This is a genomic window from Pseudomonas sp. ML2-2023-6 (assembly GCF_037055265.1).
GTDB classification, from domain to species: Bacteria; Pseudomonadota; Gammaproteobacteria; order Pseudomonadales; family Pseudomonadaceae; genus Aquipseudomonas; species Aquipseudomonas kulmbachensis.
In genome coordinates this window covers 3,861,578-3,877,022 of the sequence record NZ_CP146347.1, presented here as the reverse complement: position 1 = coordinate 3,877,022, position 15,445 = coordinate 3,861,578, and the positions used below count along the sequence as shown (strand labels likewise).

General features: G+C 58.1%; 12 protein-coding genes. 6 read left to right on the top strand and 6 right to left on the bottom strand.

Annotated elements, in window-relative coordinates:
- Positions 1–80: 80 nt before the first annotated feature.
- From V6L79_RS17820 to V6L79_RS17805, 4 genes are all read right to left on the bottom strand, one after another.
- Positions 81–1,799 (bottom strand): urease subunit alpha, encoded by a 1,719-nt coding sequence (locus V6L79_RS17820; RefSeq protein WP_261738656.1) that lies wholly within the window; start codon positions 1,797–1,799, stop codon positions 81–83.
- Positions 1,800–1,873: 74 nt separating this feature from the next.
- Complete coding sequence (ureB, locus tag V6L79_RS17815) at positions 1,874–2,404, bottom strand: urease subunit beta (protein ID WP_315968114.1); 531 nt, start codon at positions 2,402–2,404, stop codon at positions 1,874–1,876.
- Between the two features lie 54 nt (positions 2,405–2,458).
- Entirely contained in the window at positions 2,459–2,761 is a 303-nt protein-coding gene (locus V6L79_RS17810) for an urease subunit gamma (RefSeq protein WP_261738655.1), read from the bottom strand.
- Between the two features lie 501 nt (positions 2,762–3,262).
- Positions 3,263–4,363, bottom strand: coding sequence for an FUSC family protein (locus tag V6L79_RS17805; protein WP_261738654.1), 1,101 nt, complete (start codon positions 4,361–4,363; stop codon positions 3,263–3,265).
- Positions 4,364–4,668: 305 nt separating this feature from the next.
- Here V6L79_RS17805 and V6L79_RS17800 point away from each other — a divergent pair, with 305 nt between their 5' ends.
- The 5 genes from V6L79_RS17800 to V6L79_RS17780 all read left to right on the top strand — a co-directional run bounded on the left by V6L79_RS17800 (position 4,669) and on the right by V6L79_RS17780 (position 11,327).
- Positions 4,669–5,574: a LysR family transcriptional regulator gene (locus tag V6L79_RS17800; RefSeq protein WP_261742450.1), complete on the top strand. Its 906-nt coding sequence runs from the start codon at positions 4,669–4,671 to the stop codon at positions 5,572–5,574.
- Positions 5,575–5,781: 207 nt separating this feature from the next.
- Complete coding sequence (locus V6L79_RS17795; protein WP_261738653.1) at positions 5,782–7,323, top strand: MFS transporter; 1,542 nt, start codon at positions 5,782–5,784, stop codon at positions 7,321–7,323.
- Positions 7,320–8,384: an HlyD family secretion protein gene (locus V6L79_RS17790; RefSeq protein WP_261738652.1), complete on the top strand. Its 1,065-nt coding sequence runs from the start codon at positions 7,320–7,322 to the stop codon at positions 8,382–8,384. The genes V6L79_RS17795 and V6L79_RS17790 overlap by 4 nt, the downstream gene beginning before the upstream one ends.
- Positions 8,381–9,811, top strand: a complete 1,431-nt coding sequence (locus V6L79_RS17785; RefSeq protein ID WP_261738651.1) for an efflux transporter outer membrane subunit — start codon at positions 8,381–8,383, stop codon at positions 9,809–9,811. The genes V6L79_RS17790 and V6L79_RS17785 overlap by 4 nt, the downstream gene beginning before the upstream one ends.
- 196 nt (positions 9,812–10,007) lie before the next feature.
- Positions 10,008–11,327: an MFS transporter gene (locus V6L79_RS17780; RefSeq protein WP_338579275.1), complete on the top strand. Its 1,320-nt coding sequence runs from the start codon at positions 10,008–10,010 to the stop codon at positions 11,325–11,327.
- 77 nt (positions 11,328–11,404) lie between these two features.
- Here V6L79_RS17780 and V6L79_RS17775 read toward each other — a convergent pair whose 3' ends face one another.
- Positions 11,405–12,556 carry an MFS transporter gene (locus V6L79_RS17775; RefSeq protein ID WP_338579274.1) on the bottom strand — a complete coding sequence of 384 codons (1,152 nt, stop codon included), beginning with the start codon at positions 12,554–12,556 and terminating at the stop codon, positions 11,405–11,407.
- A gap of 147 nt (positions 12,557–12,703) precedes the next feature.
- On the opposite strand from V6L79_RS17775, the gene V6L79_RS17770 reads away from it, so the two are divergent.
- Complete coding sequence (locus V6L79_RS17770) at positions 12,704–13,126, top strand: RidA family protein (RefSeq protein ID WP_261738648.1); 423 nt, start codon at positions 12,704–12,706, stop codon at positions 13,124–13,126.
- 176 nt (positions 13,127–13,302) lie between these two features.
- On the opposite strand, the gene uvrB is transcribed toward V6L79_RS17770, so the two are convergent.
- Positions 13,303–15,318, bottom strand: coding sequence for an excinuclease ABC subunit UvrB (uvrB, locus tag V6L79_RS17765; protein WP_261738647.1), 2,016 nt, complete (start codon positions 15,316–15,318; stop codon positions 13,303–13,305).
- Positions 15,319–15,445: the final 127 nt, after the last annotated feature.

Here is a 15,445-nt window from a genome sequence, read left to right as displayed (position 1 = left end):
GCAAACTCCTTCCCTGAATCATTTGCCGGGCGTTTGCCACCGGGGAACCAATGCCTCCACGGTGGCTGCCCGTTCAGGCCTTAGCCAAAGAAATAACGCTGGTTCATGGTCGCCACATCGATGGGCTTGCATGTGGCATGTACACCGTCGACTTTCACGGCAAAGGTTTCAGGGTCGACGTCGATATGCGGAGTCTGGTCGTTGCGCACCAGGTTCTTTTTAGAGACGGTACGGCAGCCGCGAACGGCTATCACCTGACGCTCCAGTCCGGCCTTTTCTTTCACGCCGTCGTCAAATGCCGCCTGGGACACGAAGGTCACGCACGTGTCTTGCAGGGTTTTGCCCAAGGCGCCAAACATCGGGCGGTAGAACACCGGCTGCGGGGTAGGCAGGGAAGCGTTGGGGTCACCCATGGCGGCCCAGTTGATCATGCCGCCCTTGATCACCATCTTCGGCTTGGCACCGAAGAAGCGCGGATCCCACAGCACCAGGTCGGCCATTTTGCCGACTTCGACCGAGCCCAGTACATGGCTGATACCCTGGGCCAGAGCCGGGTTGATGGTGATCTTGGCCACGTAGCGCAGGACTCGGAAGTTATCGTTGTCGGCACTGTCTTCCGGCAACTTGCCCCGCGAGGCTTTCATTGCGTGGGCGGTTTGCATCACCCGCAGCCAGTTTTCACCGACCCGGCCCATGGCCTGGGAGTCACTGGAGAACATGGAAATCACGCCCATGTCCTGCAGCACGTTTTCGGCGGCGATGGTTTCCGGGCGTACCCGGCTTTCGGCAAACGACACGTCGGCCGGCACGTTAGGGTTGAGGTTGTGACAGACCATGATCATGTCGAACAACTCGGCCTGGCTGTTGATGCCGTAGGGCAGGGTCGGGTTGGTCGAACTGGGCAGCACGTTGTTCTGGCTGGCCACCTTGATGATGTCGGGGGCATGACCGCCACCGGCGCCTTCAGTGTGGAAGGTATGAATAGTGCGACCCTCGAAGGCATCGATGGTGTCTTCGACATAACCGCATTCGTTCAGGCTGTCGGTGTGCACCGAGACCTGGACGTCGAACTCATCTGCCGTACGCAGCGAATGACGCAGTGCGTTGGAGGTGGCGCCCCAGTCCTCGTGAACCTTGAAGCCGGCCACACCGGCAATGAGCTGCTCGACCAACGGGTCGCGGCCAAAGGAGTTGCCCTTGCCGAGCATGCCGACGTTAATCGGCAGCCCTTCGAGAGAGCGCAGCATCTGGCGGATGTTCCACGGGCCTGGCGTTACGGTGGTGCCGTTGGTGCCGTCGGTTGGGCCAATGCCGCCGCCGAAGAAGGTGGTCACGCCGTTGGACAGCGCGTGATAGGCCTGTTGTGGAGAGATCAGGTGAACGTGGGTGTCGATCCCCGCAGCGGTCAGGATCAGGTGCTCGCCGGAGATGGCGTCGGTGCTCACACCGACCACCAGGCCCGGGGTCACACCATTCATGGTGCCTGGGTTGCCGCTTTTACCGATCCCGACAATTTTGCCGTCACGGATCCCGACGTCGGCTTTGATCACGCCCTGGATCGCGTCGATGATGGTGACGTTGGTGATCACCAGGTCCAGCACGCCGTTATCGCGGGTCAGTGTGTTGTCGGCCCCCATACCGTCGCGCAGTGACTTGCCGCCGCCGTATACGGATTCGTCGCCGTAACCGCGCAGGTCTTTTTCAATCTCGACAAACAGGTTGGTGTCACCCAGGCGGATTTTATCGCCTGTGGTTGGGCCGAACAGGCCTGCGTATTCTTTGCGTGAAATGGTTGGCATCGGTGGCTCCTTTCTAATGCCGCGCATGCGTCAATGGCTCGACGGCGCGTATGCAAAAAATGAGAATGCGGCGGTTACTTGTCGTTGACGGGCTTGGACGGCGCGGAGAACTTGAAGCCGTGATCGCGCGCGCGCTGGATGGCTTGCAGTTTTTCCGGGCGCTCATGGTTGCTGGTGAGCTTGTCCGGTGCCCAGCCATCGACCAGGTTGTTGAAGCCGTAAAGGGTTTGCTTGCCACCGAAGGGAACCAGCGGCACTTCAATTTCATCGCCCGGCTCGAAGCGGATAGCCGTGGTGGACGAGATGTTCAGACGCTTGCCAAAGGCAGCAGCACGGTCGAACTCCAGGGCACGGTTGACTTCGAAAAAGTGGAAATGAGAGCCGATCTGAATCGGGCGGTCACCGGTGTTGCGCACTTTGACTTTGGTGACAGGACGGTCTTCGTTGAACGTGATCGGCGTGCTGGCGTAGATGGTGCCGCCCAGGGGCACATCGGCTTCATTGCCCTTGTGTACGCCCCCGGGGTTTTTGGCGTGAGGGATGCTGTGGTTGGGGTGAGTATCCTGGTGCGGGCCTGCTGCTTCTTTGGTTTCTTTGGTGCTCATGACTGACTCCTCAAAACGTGTCTGTTTTGCGTTAACCGGGTGTATGGCAGACCGTTATTTGATCGGGTCGTGAACCGTGACCAAGCGGCTGCCGTCGGTGAAAATCGCTTCAACCTGTACGTTGGGAATCAAGTCGCTGACGCCTTCCATCACGTCATCTTTGGTCAGCACCTTGCTGGCCTCAGTCATTACGTCCTCAACCGACTTGCCGTCCCGTGCGCCTTCCATCGCGGTCACGGTGATAATTGAAACGGCTTCTGGATAGTTCAATTTCAAGCCGCGAGCCTTTCGCCGGAATGCCACGTCCGACAAGGTGTAAATCATCAGCTTTTCGACTTCTCTGGGGGTGAGCTGCATAAGCCCTCCTATCTACAGTGCGATAAAATTAAAATTCTGGAGTGCCGGTCCGGCGTTCGCGCATGCAAACCACCCCGCACGTTGAGTACGTGCGAAGGCTCGGTGAGATTTGGGTGTGCTTGTTAAAGCAGGCTGTCGTTTCATTGGCTCATCCGTTCAAATCCATTAATACGGGTGCGAGCAGAGCCTAGACCATAATTCTCGGCAGGCCAGGTGAGGCAGGAGGGGCGTAAAGAGGTTGTTGACAGAAATGAGAAGATGGTACTTTTTATAAAAATTTATATTAAACAATAAGTTATGTTGTTTTTTATGGCGGCTTTATCATCGTTTATGACTTGTTGATACGTCGTTTTTGATAGATAAATCTTCATCTATAGTGCGATAAGTCATCAAAATACTTAGGAAATAACCTGTATATAGCCGCAACTCATACAAGAGCCTGTGATTTGAAAGGGGCTCGTGAGCCCCCGCAAGCACACCGCTAAAGTTGAGGGTTAAAGGTTATTTCTCATCCGGAAGCTTGCCGTTTTTGAACAAGTGTCTGTGGTTATTGTGGTAGAGCGCAGCATGCAATTGATCGTTGAGCTCGGTCAGTTGCCTGAGCATTTCCAGGCTCAGCCAGACATAGGCATAAAAGGGTGTTTCGTTAATTTTGCCTTCAAGACTCTTGAGTACAAGCTCCTGCAGATCCTGGGTTTTCTGGCGTAGCTCGCCACTGATCTGGTTGTTCGAAATTCCCATGCACAGCTTGTTCTGCAAGGACTCCAGTGCTTGCGGGATCAAGTTATGAAGGTCGTTCAGGGATGGCTCGCTTTCAATCAGCAGATGACTTTCACGCGAAGACCAGTACGCATCAATCATCAGGCTCATGGTTGCCAGTAGATTGCGGTGCAGGGTTTGCAATGACCCGAACACTTGCGGCTTCAGGTTGCTCTCGTTGCTGGCAGGCACCATGTAGTTGCGCAACTTCACAATTGTGTCCAGTTCGTCCTTCAGTTGATCATCCAGGTCCGGCCGCTCGGGGACCCGGGGCGAGAAGTACGCCGAGTACAGGCTGTTGATTTTGCCCAGGCTTTCGCTGAATTTGATCCGCAGGTCGGTATAGGCCCGTTGCGGGTAAATACTGGTATAGAGCATGGCCAGTAACGAACCCGCCAATACATAAAGGCTGCGCGTTATGGCTGACTCCATGTCATTGGGCGGAGCGCAACTGACCACCGCCAGTGTGGCCCCGATCAGCAGGGCCATATAGGGGTGTTTGCCCAAGGTCAGGTAACCGGCGACAAACATCATGACCGCGCACCACAACAGCATCAAAGGAAACGAATACATTTCCAGGTACAACGACACCAGGCCGGATAGCGCGCCCAGAACTGTGCCGCCGGTTCGTTGCAGTGCCCGGGAAAATACATTGCCCCAATATGGTTGCGGGCCCATGACGATCAACATGGTGATCAGGGCGTAGGAGGCACCGTCAAGCTTGAAATAGCGAATGACGATAAAGGTAATCAGGAACGCCAGGCTGATACGAGTTGCATGAATCCAGCGATAGTACTTGCAGGCCAGTCGTTCCAGATTCGAAATCTTTTTGCCTAGCTGCATAGAGTCCCCAATCGCTGTAATGGATTGGGCTGCCAGCGTAGTTCAGGTTGAGCGGGTCCACCACGTGGTATGGCTCTATGGTGGTGGGGGAGGAGCAATGGAGGGCGTAAAAAAGGCCATTACCATCATGGGGATCCGGTAATGGCCAAAAATCTCAACCAAAGAGAGCGTCAGGCACAAACCTGACGAGCGGCAATGTATCAATGGCACACTTAGTTAGCTAGCTAAGTGTGAGCGAAACTGTTTTACCTCATGCGCAACAATGGTGCATGACGAGTTCTCTACTTAGCGATAACCTTTGGCCTATGCAAATACCTGACTTGAATCTGCTGGTTGCCTTGAACATCTTGCTTGAAGAAGGCTCGGTGGTAGGCGCTGCCCGGCGCATGAACCTTAGCGCTCCGGCCATGAGCCGTACCCTGACCCGGATCCGCGAAGCCTTGAATGACCCTATTCTGGTGCGGTCCGGACGCGGGCTGGTTCCCACACCCAGAGCACTGGAGTTGCGTGAGCAGGTACGCGGAGCGGTGGAGTTGGCGCACGGGGTCTTCACCCAAAGCCAGGCCACCGATTTGCGTGAACTTGAGCGCACGTTCAGCATTCGTGCCAATGACGTGTTCTTTGGTGTTTATGGCGCAGCTTTACGCCAGCAAATGGCCCTGGAAATGCCCAAGGCTACTTTGCGGGTCGTGCCTGAAGGTTTTACCGATGATCAAGCGCTGAACGAAGGGCGCATTGACCTGACCATTTGCGCAACCAACCGTTTCAGTTCGGATATCAAGGTACAACGGCTGTTTACCTGCCCCTTTGTGGGGCTGGCCCGCGAGGGGCACCCGATTTTCGACCAGCCGATTACGCCGCAGATATTTGCCGGTTTTGACCACATCAGCGTTTCGCGCCGGGGCCATGCCCGTGGGCCGATTGATACGCTGCTGGCCGAGCAGGGGCTGGAGCGTCGAGTATTGTTTACCACGCCGACTTTTTACTCGGCGATCTTTGCCCTGGCCGGAGCCGATCTGATCTTGCCGCTGATGCCGCAAGTGCTGCTCAAAACCCTGGAGCCTTTGGGGTTGAAACTGCGTGCGTTCGAGTTGCCGATCACCTTGCAACCGGTAGAAATCGTCCAGGCCTGGCACCCGCGCCTGGACAACGACCATGCCCACCGCTGGCTGCGTCGCACCCTGAAAACCTTCTGTGATAACGCGGTTTAGCCGCCAGACCGCGCCGTCTGCATCGCGCGCAAGCTCACTTCCACAGTCCAGGTTGATTGTTGCGTCTGGCGCACTCCAAGGTTAGCTATTTATCAATTTTTATAGCAATGCGAGCTGATTAAACTTTCTGTCATCTATTTAGACGAGGAAGTCAGCTATGTATTGGCGGTTTGAGCATGGAACAAATTTGGCCTCAGGGGGCCGAGTGTGACGTCTCTGGTAGCGAGTACAGCGGGCAACGCCAGCTCGGCACCGGTCATTAGTACAGCCTTTGGCCTGCGGATTTTTACCGGACTGCTTGGGGTATTGCTTGCGGTGCTGGTCTCGGGTTTTAACGAGAATGTGACCAAGGTGGCCATGCCCGACATTCGCGGGGCGATGGGCATCGGTTATGACGAAAGTACCTGGCTGCTGGCGGTGTACTCGGCCACGTCGATCAGTGCCATGGCCTTCGCGCCCTGGTGTGCGGCCACCTTCTCTTTGCGTCGCTTTACCCTATGTGCCATCGGCGCTTTTTTGCTGCTGGGCATCCTTTGTCCGTTTGCCCCTAATGTCGATGTGTTGCTGTTGCTGCGCACCTTGCAGGGCTTTGCCGGTGGAGCATTGCCGCCGATGCTGATGTCCGTGGCGCTGCGCTTTTTACCGCCGGGCATTCGTCTGTACGGGTTGGGCAGTTATGCGCTGACCGCCACCTTTGGCCCCAGCTTTGGTACGCCGCTGTCCGCCTGGTGGGTGGAGTACGCCGGTTGGCAATGGGCGTTCTGGCAGATCATCCCGTTGGGTTTGCTGTCGATGGCCTGCGTGGCCTGGGGCTTGCCGCAGGATCCCTTGCGTCTGGAACGCTTCAAACAGTTTGACTGGCGCGGCCTGCTACTTGGCTTGCCGGGGTTGATCATGCTGGTGTTGGCACTGGAGTTGGGCCAGCGGTTGAACTGGTTCGAGTCGCCGATGATCAGTTTTTTTATTGTCGGCGGTACGGCCCTGATGGTGCTGTTTTTTATTAATGAGTGGTCGCACCCGCTGCCATTTTTCAAGCTGCAACTGCTGAAAATTCGCAACCTTGCGCATGCCTTGCTGACCCTGGGCGGGGTGCTGTTTGTATTGCTGGCAGTGATCAAGATTCCGTCGGGCTATCTGGCCCAGGTGCAGGGTTATCGTCCGCTTGAAACCGCTCCAGTGATGTTGCTGGTGGCCTTGCCACAATTGATTGCACTGCCGTTGGTGGTTGCGCTGTGCAACCTGCGCTGGGTCGATTGCCGTTGGGTGTTGGCCATTGGTCTGGCGTTGTTGGCGTTGGCATGCGGCATCGGTTCGCAGGTCACGTCGATATGGAATCGCGAGAATTTTTACGGCGTGCAGGCGATTCAAATCATTGCTCAGCCAATGGCGGTGATCCCACTGCTGATGCTCGCCACGGGTGGCCTGAACCCTGCTGACGGGCCGTTCGCATCGGCCTGGTTCAATACCGTCAAAGGCTTTTCGGCGGTTGCTGCGAGCAGCGTGCTGGGGGTGCTGACCCTCAATCGCGAGCACTTCCATTCAACAATGCTGCTCGACCGTCTAGGCAACTCACCGCTGGTCAGTACCGGCACCGATCTAGCGCGCCGGGTTCATCAGCAGGCGGTGGTGCTGACCTCGGCTGATCTTTATCTGTACATGGCCGCCCTGGCGCTTTTGTTGATTGTGTTAATCCCTTTTGGCCCCACGCGGATCTACGCGCCGGGCACACCTGTTGGAGCAGTGAAATGAGTACAACAAACGGGCGCAAGCCTTTGGTCATGGCCGGTGCGGGTGCGCTGGTAGCTATCGTACTGTACGGAGTATGGCGGCTGGTTTTCGTCACGGGCACAGTGCAGACCACTAATGATGCGTTTGTCAGCGCCGATTACACCTTGATAGCGCCGAAAGTCGCTGGGTTTATCGACGAAGTACTGGTGCAGGACAATCAGCCGGTCAAGGCCGGGCAGTTGCTGGCGCGAATCGATCCACTGGACTACCAGGCCGCCGTGCAAGCGGCACAAGCCAGCGTTGCCACTGCCCAGGCACAACGGGCCAATGCGTTGGCGATGCTGGAGCGTCAGCGCTCGCTGATTGAACAGGCCAAGGCAACGGTTGATGCCGATTTAGCGCAGGTCGAGTTTGCCGAGCATGAGTTGCAGCGCTATCAGCATCTGGCGGGGCAGGGAGCAGGCACGCTGCAAAACTCCCAGCAGGCGAAAAACCGCTCGCAGACTGCGCGGGCAGAGTTGGCCCAGCACAAGGCTGCCCTGGAAGCCGCTCGCCAGCAAACCCGGGTGCTGGCAGCTCAAGCCACCGCCGCACAAGCCTCGGTGCACTATGCCGAGGCTTTGCAGGCGAGGGCAGAGTTGGATTTGTCGCACACCCAACTGGTAGCACCCTTCGACGGTGTCGTAGGTCGGCGCAGCTTGCGTCTTGGCGCTTACGTCAAGCCCGGCGATACGGTGCTGGCGGTGGTGCCGCTGGCCAGCGCATACGTGGTGGCCAACTTTCTAGAGCACCAGCTGACGAGTATGCAGGCGGGGCAGCGCGTGACGATACGGGTCGACAGTTTTCCCGGCGAGACTCTGCAAGGCACGGTCGACAGCATCGCCCCGGCCACCGGTGTGACGTTCTCGGCAATTGCCCCGGATAATGCAACGGGGAACTTCACCAAGGTCGCGCAGCGAATTGCGGTGAAAGTCACTCTTGATCAAGGGCAGTTACTGGCCAGTCAATTACGCCTCGGGATGTCGGTAGATGCGTCCATCGACACTGCCTCTGTGCTCGATCAGCAGGTCAGCGCCCGATGAAAAACAATCTGTTGGCCTGTGCCATGGCCTGTTACAGCGTACTGGGCCTGAGTGGTTGCGTGGTGGGTCCGGATTTTCAGGCGCCCGTGCCCAAGCTGGCAGCCAATTGGGCGCCGGTGCCCACTGAAACGGGGCATAGCCGGGCCGTCGAGTCGGCGGTAGATCCGCGTTGGTGGGACAGTTTTGGCGACCGGCAATTATCGGCTCTGGTGCGCGAGGCGCAACAGAGCAACTTTGATCTGCAAATGGCGACCAGTCGCCTGGAGCAAAGCCTTGCGATACGCCGTCAGATAAACGCCGATACCTTGCCCGAAGTGGACGGGACGGCCAGTTACAATCGCAGCCGTAACAGTCAGCAGGGTTTGAACGATCCTTCGGGAAACGGCGGCAAGCAGGCGTTCAATCTGTGGAATGGAGGCTTGGGATTCAGTTGGGAGGCTGACCTCTGGGGCCGGGTCAAACGCTCGGTCGAGGCCGCCGATGCATCGGTGCAAGTGGCAGCAGAGGACCGGCACGGGGTGCAGTTGCTGGTGCTCGTGCAGACGGCGCAGCACTATATTCAGTTGCGTGGTACGCAACAGTCCCTGGCGGTGGTGGAGCAAAACCTGCAAATCGCCCGGCGTAGCCTGGAGTTGACCCGCTTGCAGGTCCAGGAAGGGGTAGCCACTGACTTGCAGGTGTCGGAAGCCGCTGCTCAGGTAGCCGAAATCGAAGCGCGCCTGGCACCGCTGCAACAGCGTAGCGCGCAATTGATCAATGCCCTGAGCATGCTCCTGGCCCGCGAACCTCGAGCATTGCAGGAGCAATTAAGCGTTGCAGCACCTGTGCCGGCCTATGGCGCTAGTGTGCCGATCGGTCTGCCGAGCGAGTTGGCTCAGCGACGTCCCGATATCCGCCGTGCCGAGGCGCAATTGCATGCAGCGACGGCCGCCATCGGTATGGCCAAAGCAGATTTTTATCCGCGAATTACCTTGTCAGGCAGTCTGGGCTTGCAGGCCATGCAACTGTCGGATCTGGGCAGTTGGGGCGCACGCAGCTTTGCGTTTGGCCCAGGCTTGAGCGTGCCGGTGTTTGAGGGGGGGCGTTTGCAGGGGGCCTTGCAATTGCAGGAGGGGCACCAGCAAGAGGCGGGTATTGCCTATCAAAAAACCGTATTGCGCGCTTGGCACGAGGTGGACGATGCGCTGGTGGCGTACCAGGCCAGCCAGCGTCGGCGTGACAGCCTGCAGCAGGCGGTGGTGCACAGCCAGCGGGCGCTGGATAGCGTTCACCAGCAGTACGCTCAGGGTACGGTGGATTTTCTGAACGTATTGACCGTACAAAACGCCCTGCTGGCCAACGAAGCGGCGCTGGTGGACAGCACTGCACAGGTGTCGCTGTCGCTGGTTGAGCTATACGGTTCATTGGGTGGTGGGTGGCAAGGCTAGTTGCTTGTTGAGGCTTTGTGGGAACGGGCTTGCTCGCGATTCAGGCGCTGCGGCAGTGCTGTAAAACTGCGTCGCTGCGATCGCGAGCAAGCTCGCTCCCACAGGTTTTACCAGTCGTTTCTGCAAGATTTGCTATGCTCGCGCCCTCGACCGCAAGCGCCAACATAGGCGTGTCCAGTTCATATTGAGCCTATTTATGTCTGCCGATACTCAAGCCACAACGGTGCGTTTTTCCCGTTCCGACTATAAAACCTTGGGCCTTGCAGCCTTGGGCGGGGCGCTGGAGATCTACGATTTCATCATTTTCGTGTTCTTTGCCCTGACCCTCAGTCAGCTGTTTTTTCCACCGGATATGCCCGAATGGCTGCGCTTGCTGCAAAGCTTCGGCATTTTCGTGACCGGTTATCTGGCGCGACCTCTGGGCGGGATTCTGATGGCGCATTTTGCCGATCACCTAGGGCGAAAACGGGTGTTCAGTCTGAGCATCCTGATGATGGCACTGCCGTGTCTGCTGATCGGCATCATGCCCACTTATGCCGATATCGGTTACTTCGCGCCGTTGATCCTGTTGGCGCTACGTATTCTTCAGGGCGCAGCGGTCGGGGGGGAGGTGCCCAGTGCCTGGGTGTTTGTGGCCGAGCACGCACCGGCCGGTCGCAGAGGCTTTGCCCTGGGCTTTTTGCAAGCCGGGCTGACCTTTGGCTACTTGATTGGCGCCTTGACCGCGACGCTGCTGGCACAGCTGTTTACTCCGGCGGAAATCCTCGACTACGCCTGGCGCTTTCCGTTCCTGCTCGGCGGAGTGTTCGGTGTGATTGGCGTATGGTTGCGCCGCTGGCTCAGCGAAACTCCGGTGTTTCTGGCCTTGCGCGAGCGCAAGGAAGGCCGGGCCGAGTTCCCGCTGCGCACCGTGTTGCGCGATCACCGTGCTTCATTGTTGCCGGCTGCGTTGCTGACCTGCGTACTTACCAGTGCCGTGGTGGTGTTTGTGGTCATTACCCCGACCGTGATGCAGCAGCGCTTTGGCATGACCGCCAGCCATACTTTCGCCTTGAGCAGTCTGGGTATCGTATTTTTGAATATCGGCTGCGTGTTGGCCGGGTTGATCGTCGACCGTATAGGTGTGTGGCGTAGCATCATGTTGTACAGCGTGCTACTGCCATTGGGCATCGGCCTGTTGTACGCCAGCCTGGTCGGAGAATGGGCATTGCCCGGTCTGGCTTATGCCTTCGCGGGTCTGACCTGCGGGATTGTCGGGGTGGTGCCGTCGGTAATGGTTGGCCTGTTTCCGGCACCCATCCGCGTCTCTGGCATTTCGTTCACCTACAACATCGCCTACGCCCTCTGGGCCAGTACCACGCCGTTGTTGCTGATTGCGCTGATGCCTTGGAGCCCGTGGGTGTGCGTCATGTTTTGCGCGGTGATGGGGCTGGTCGGCTTACTGACCGCCCGACGCTATGGTGTGAGCGGAGCCACTCAGGTTGAGAAACGGTTATTGGCCAAGGCCGAGATGTAGTGGATTGACCTGCGGGGCTCTTAGAGTGGCACTGTGGGAGCGAGCAGGCTCGCTCCCACATGTTGCTAAAATGGTGCCTAAACCCGCAAGATCCGCCCGCTGATGGCTACTGCCACCAGCATGGCGGCGATCAGCAAAAAGGCCATGCTCAGGCTGCTGGCATGGGCGATAAAGCCAATGGCCGCAGGCCCCGCGAGAATCCCCGCATAACCCAAAGTCGTAATAGCTGGCACGGCGATGTGCTCGGGCATTACGGTCTGCTTGCCGACGGCGGTATACAGCACCGGCACAATGTTTGAGCAACCCATACCGACCAGTGCATAACCGAGCAGCGAGACTTCCCAACTCGGTGCCAGGGTCGCCAGGGCCATGCCAGCGGCGGCAAATATCCCTCCCACTACAATCACCCGTCGGGCACCCAGCCGTTTGACAATGGTGTCGCCCGTCAATCGACCTGCGGTCATGGTCAAGGCGAACGCGGCATAGCCAAGTCCGGCATAGGCTTCGCCGATATTTTTTTCGGTGGTCAAGAACACTGCGCTCCAGTCGAGCATCGCGCCTTCGGCCAGGAATACGGTAAAGCACAGCAAACCGATAAACAGCACCACGCCGTGGGGCACGGCAAACGCCGGGCCGCTGCTTTCACTGCCATACGGCAACAGGTGCGGGGCTGCCTTGAGCAGTGCGGCGAGGGTTAACACAATGACCACCACAATCGCCCACAGCGGCGACAGGCCCAACGCCAAGAGCGCGCTGACGCCAGCTGCGCCAGCAATCCCGCCGACACTGAACAACCCATGAAAGCCCGACATCATATTGCGTCCGCTGGCGCGCTCAACGATCACGGCTTGCAGGTTGACGGTGGAGTCGACACACCCCAGGCCTGCACCAAACACGAACAGTGTTGCAACCAGCAGCGGCATCGAACTGGCAGTCGCGAGCAGCGGCAGCGCGAGGCAGATCAGTAGCGTTCCACCGATCAATACCCGTCGGCAACCAAAGCGTGTCGCCAGAATCCCGGCTACGGGCATCGCCAGGATAGAGCCTGCGCCCAGGCACAGCAGTAACAGACCCAAGGTCGCTTCATCGAGCCCGGCCCGTGCTTTAGCGTAGGGCACCAGTGGGGCCCAGGCCGCAAGGGTGAAGCCAGCGATAAAAAACGCAATGCGGGTCGACATTTGCTCAAGACGCCCCGGGATAAGGGGCATTTGGGTGTTGATGGCAGTCATGGACATCCTTGAAAGCGGGATTTTTATGCAGTGCAGCGCGACATCCTTGCATATTTTTGGCATGTGTCGCGAGGTTGCTGGCACAGGTATTAGCTGGAGTGGTTGAATAGCGCGCTTGTTTATTCAACTGCCCAAGGTGCGTACTTTATGGATAAAAATTCTAACCCCGCAGTGCAATTGCTTAACCCGGTCGGCTTGTATGACCCGGCACCCAATGGCTATTCCCATGTCGCCCGCTTGGCGCCCAATGTGCGTTTGGTGTACACCGCTGGCCAAGGCGGTGAAAACGCCAACAGCGAGCTGTCGCCGGACTTCGCCGAACAGGTGCGTCAGGCATTTTCCAATCTGCAGATTGCGTTGGCCGCGGCAGATGCGCAGATCAAGGACGTAGCCAAGATCACCGTGCTGATCGTTGATCACAGCATGGAGCGCTTGCACATTTTGGGCGCTGAAGTGGCACGGGTGTGGGGTGCGCTGCCTGCGCCGGCCTGCACATTGATCCCCGTACCGCGATTGGCGCTGGATGAAATGTTGTTTGAGGTTGAGGCGGTGGCGGCAGTAGCAGTCTGAGCATGTTGTAGCAGCTGCCGAAGGGACGAGGCTGCGTTCGGCGGCGAAGCCGTCGTAAATCCTGAGCGCCGGGTTTAACTGGCACACCGTAGTGGCTGACTTTGCGACGACTACGTCGCCGAACGCAGCCTCGTCCCTTCGGCAGCTGCTACGGGTTTTTCGTGACTCGACGCTATCTACACCTGCAACAACCGCTCCCTTAGCTTGCCGATTTCGTCGCGCATTTGCGCAGCGGCCTCGAACTCCAGGTCGCGGGCCAAGGCGTACATTTTCTCTTCCAGTTGGCGAATGCGTTTGCTGATTTCGCTCGGCGAACGCAATTCGTTTTCGTACTTGGCGTTTTCTTCCGCAGCCTTGGCCATGCCTTTGCGCTTTTTGCTGCGCGAACCCGGCACTACCGCACCTTCCATGATATCCGCCACGTCCTTGAATACGCCTTTGGGGGTGATACCGTTGGCGAGGTTGAAGGCGATCTGTTTTTCGCGACGACGCTCGGTTTCGCCAATCGCCCGTTCCATCGACCCGGTGATCCGGTCCGCGTACAAAATCGCCCGACCATTGAGGTTACGCGCAGCACGGCCAATGGTCTGGATCAGCGAGCGCTCCGAACGCAGGAAACCTTCTTTGTCCGCATCGAGAATCGCCACCAGCGACACCTCGGGCATGTCCAGGCCTTCACGCAGCAAGTTGATGCCCACCAGCACGTCGAATACACCAAGGCGCAGGTCGCGAATGATTTCGACCCGTTCCACGGTGTCGATGTCCGAGTGCAGATAGCGTACGCGCACGCCGTGGTCGGCGAGGTAGTCGGTGAGGTCTTCGGACATGCGCTTGGTCAGTGTGGTGACCAGCACGCGCTCTTCCAGCGCTACGCGCTTGGCGATCTCGGACAGCAAGTCGTCGACCTGGGTCAGCGCTGGGCGAACTTCGATCTGCGGGTCGACCAGACCGGTCGGGCGCACCACTTGCTCGATTACCCGGCCCGCATGCTCGGCTTCGTAATTACCGGGCGTTGCCGAGACAAAAATCGTTTGTGGGCTGATGCGCTCCCATTCGTCAAAGCGCATCGGCCGGTTATCCAGGGCCGAAGGCAGGCGGAAACCGTACTCCACCAGGGTCTCTTTGCGAGAACGGTCGCCTTTGTACATGGCGCCTACCTGCGGCACGCTGACGTGGGACTCATCGATCACCAGCAAGGCGTCGGCCGGCAGGTAGTCGAACAGGGTCGGTGGCGGTGCGCCGGACTCGCGGCCCGAGAGGTAGCGCGAGTAGTTTTCGATACCGTTGCAGTAACCCAGCTCCATGATCATTTCCAGATCGAAGCGGGTGCGTTGCTCCAGGCGCTGGGCCTCGACCAGTTTGTTATTGGCGCGCAGATACTCAAGACGCTCCTTGAGCTCTTCCTTGATCCCTTCAACGGCGTCGAGCAAGGTCTCGCGCGGAGTCACATAGTGGCTCTTGGGGTAGAAAGTAAAACGCGGCATCTTGCGTATGACTTCGCCGGTCAGCGGGTCAAAGGCGCTGATGCTTTCGACTTCGTCATCGAACAGCTCAATACGCACGGCTTCAAGATCGGATTCGGCCGGGTAGATGTCGATCACATCGCCACGCACTCGAAACGTCGAGCGGGAAAAGTCCATATCGTTGCGGGTGTATTGCAGGTCTGCCAGGCGGCGCAGCAGTTCGCGCTGGTCGAGCCGGTCACCGCGATCGACGTGCAACACCATCTTCAAATAGGTTTCCGGGCTGCCCAAGCCATAGATGCACGACACCGTGGTGACGATAATCGCGTCCTTGCGTTCCAGCAGCGCTTTGGTTGCGGACAGGCGCATCTGCTCGATATGGTCGTTGATCGAGGCGTCTTTCTCGATAAAGGTATCGGAGGAGGGCACGTAGGCTTCGGGCTGGTAGTAGTCGTAGTACGAAACGAAGTACTCCACTGCGTTATTGGGGAAGAACGACTTGAATTCGCCGTACAACTGCGCCGCCAGGGTTTTGTTTGGCGCGAGCACCAGGGTCGGGCGATTTACATGGGCGATCACGTTGGCAATGCTGAAGGTTTTACCCGAACCCGTTACCCCGAGAAGGGTCTGGTGCGACAGACCGGCTTCGATGCCTTCGATCATCTGGCGAATGGCTTCGGGTTGATCGCCCGCAGGCTCGAAGCGGGTAACAAGTTGGAAATCGGGCATGACGGACCTCTGGGTTTGCTTCTATAAAGGCATCAGCCTTTATAAGTGCATGCGACTCAGGCCGCAGGAAAAAACAGGATACGGCTAAACATGGAGGTGATGCCCGACTGTTTCAAGAGCATGGCTC

Excerpts from the sequence above, each read along its gene's own strand:
- V6L79_RS17820 (WP_261738656.1), bottom strand. The coding sequence starts at position 1,799 with ATGCCAACCATTTCACGCAAAGAATACGCAGGCCTGTTCGGCCCAACC.
- ureB (WP_315968114.1), bottom strand. The coding sequence starts at position 2,404 with ATGAGCACCAAAGAAACCAAAGAAGCAGCAGGCCCGCACCAGGATACT.
- V6L79_RS17810 (WP_261738655.1), bottom strand. The coding sequence starts at position 2,761 with ATGCAGCTCACCCCCAGAGAAGTCGAAAAGCTGATGATTTACACCTTG.
- V6L79_RS17805 (WP_261738654.1), bottom strand. The coding sequence starts at position 4,363 with ATGCAGCTAGGCAAAAAGATTTCGAATCTGGAACGACTGGCCTGCAAG.
- V6L79_RS17800 (WP_261742450.1), top strand. The coding sequence starts at position 4,669 with ATGCAAATACCTGACTTGAATCTGCTGGTTGCCTTGAACATCTTGCTT.
- V6L79_RS17790 (WP_261738652.1), top strand. The coding sequence starts at position 7,320 with ATGAGTACAACAAACGGGCGCAAGCCTTTGGTCATGGCCGGTGCGGGT.
- V6L79_RS17785 (WP_261738651.1), top strand. The coding sequence starts at position 8,381 with ATGAAAAACAATCTGTTGGCCTGTGCCATGGCCTGTTACAGCGTACTG.
- V6L79_RS17780 (WP_338579275.1), top strand. The coding sequence starts at position 10,008 with ATGTCTGCCGATACTCAAGCCACAACGGTGCGTTTTTCCCGTTCCGAC.
- V6L79_RS17775 (WP_338579274.1), bottom strand. The coding sequence starts at position 12,556 with ATGACTGCCATCAACACCCAAATGCCCCTTATCCCGGGGCGTCTTGAG.
- V6L79_RS17770 (WP_261738648.1), top strand. The coding sequence starts at position 12,704 with ATGGATAAAAATTCTAACCCCGCAGTGCAATTGCTTAACCCGGTCGGC.
- uvrB (WP_261738647.1), bottom strand. The coding sequence starts at position 15,318 with ATGCCCGATTTCCAACTTGTTACCCGCTTCGAGCCTGCGGGCGATCAA.